Genomic DNA, 1700 nt, shown 5'->3' on the forward strand with positions numbered 1-1700 from the left:
CGTTGAATGCGCTCTTCAAAATTCAGTGGGGCAAAAACTTCATTCAGGTACTCCACACTATACTGTTCGAGGTCAAGTGTCGGTTCTGCAATGGTTTGTGATGTCGTCATAACTTTTCTACGATTTTTTCAAAAATTCAATGCAATTCCCAGTGCAATTCCCTCCACACTCGCATCCAGCCATGCCAGTCAACAAGGTGGAGGTAATCTGATTGAGCATTCGCACTTTATGCGCGAAATCGCCACCCAGGCGATCTCGAATGTCATTCAATTTGGGCAACAATTCTTCCACCTCTTCTGGCAGTGCCGCCTCCAGCACCTGTCTGAAGCGCTTGGCAAAAGTAGGGGATTGACCGTTGGTTGAAATCCCAATTTTCAAAGGTCCTCTGGTCACGATAGATCCGAGGTAAAAATCACACAAATCAGGGGTATCCGCTACGTTGATCAGCTTGCCCTGCTCTTTTGCAGCCTGCTGTACTTCGCGGTTCAACGCCGGAATATTGGTAGCCGCAATGACCAAGTCATGGCCGATCAAATCTTCCGGCTTAAATTCGCGCAAATGGATTTGTACAAAATGCTCGTCCATTTGCTTCAACAAGTTTTCAATTTCAAAGTTCACCCAAGTGGCTACTATGGTAACCCGGGCTTTGGGGCTGCTTTTGAGTATAAAAGACAGTTTTTCGTACCCTACCTCCCCTGCTCCAACAATCAAGGTATTCAAAGCGTGGAGTTTCAAAAAAACAGGATAGAGTTCGTTTCGTTCCATAGTTTTAGTTGGTGATGCTTGCCCGATTTGTTCCTGATTCTGAAAACACTATCGCTTCGGCCTGTGCTTTTTTGAACTCGGGGTGCAAAGCTACAACTTCTCCGATAACTATTATACCTGGAGATGAGGCATCCGCCAAAGCAACGCGTTCGGCCAAGTTGGATACTGAACCTAAAACCACTTTTTCATCGGGGGTGGATCCATTTTGAACCACCATCGCTGGTGTATCCTTTTTTCCTTGCGCCGCAAAAATGGCCATGATGTCGGCCAATTTGCGCATGCCCATCAAAATAATGGTCGTTGCGCTGGATTGTGCCGCCAACTCAATGTCTTTGGAAATGGTACCTGCCCGGGTTGTGCCGGTAACCACCCAGAAGCTTTCGTTGATGCCCCGGCAAGTAACAGGTACGCCTTGCAAACCAGGTACTGCAATGCAGGAAGAAAGTCCAGGTACGATGTCCACTGGGATGCCAAACATGGCAGCATGTGCCATTTCTTCGTAACCCCGGCCAAATACAAATGGATCACCTCCCTTCAAGCGGACTACGTGGCCATGATTCATTGCGTATTCCACCAGCATCCAGTTGATGTCTTCTTGGGGGTGTGTATGCTTGGATGCCCTTTTGCCCACATCCACCAAAATGGCGTCAGGGCGAGCCAGTTCCAATACTTCTTCGCTGACCAATGCATCGTACAACACCACATCGGCTTGTTGTAGTGCTTTCCAGGCCTTGATGGTCAGGAGCTCTGGATCACCAGGGCCTGCGCCAACGAGGGTTATTTTTGGTATGATGGGTGTTTTCATTTTTTATATCGTTGGGGCGACCCGTTGGGGCGATCCTTGCGGTCGCCCTATCTGGCGTCCCTGCCTATATCGGGGCGACCGCGAGGGTCGCCCTTACGGGCGAGGGCGACCACGTAGGGTCGCCCTTACG

At 49.5% G+C, this 1700-nt stretch carries 2 protein-coding genes; both read right to left on the minus strand.

Annotated features, from left to right (window positions below; genetic code table 11):
- Window positions 1-117: 117 nt before the first annotated feature.
- A complete protein-coding gene (locus tag ABW391_RS25520) occupies window positions 118-765 on the minus strand; it encodes a precorrin-2 dehydrogenase/sirohydrochlorin ferrochelatase family protein (RefSeq protein WP_353484736.1) in 648 nt (215 codons plus the stop codon).
- A gap of 4 nt (window positions 766-769) precedes the next feature.
- On the minus strand, window positions 770-1570 hold the full coding sequence (gene cobA / locus ABW391_RS25525; RefSeq protein ID WP_353484737.1) for a uroporphyrinogen-III C-methyltransferase: 801 nt from the start codon (window positions 1568-1570) through the stop codon (window positions 770-772).
- Window positions 1571-1700 lie beyond the last annotated feature (130 nt).

This window comes from Haliscomenobacter sp. (genome assembly GCF_040403615.1).
In the GTDB taxonomy this organism is placed as follows: domain Bacteria; phylum Bacteroidota; class Bacteroidia; order Chitinophagales; family Saprospiraceae; genus Haliscomenobacter.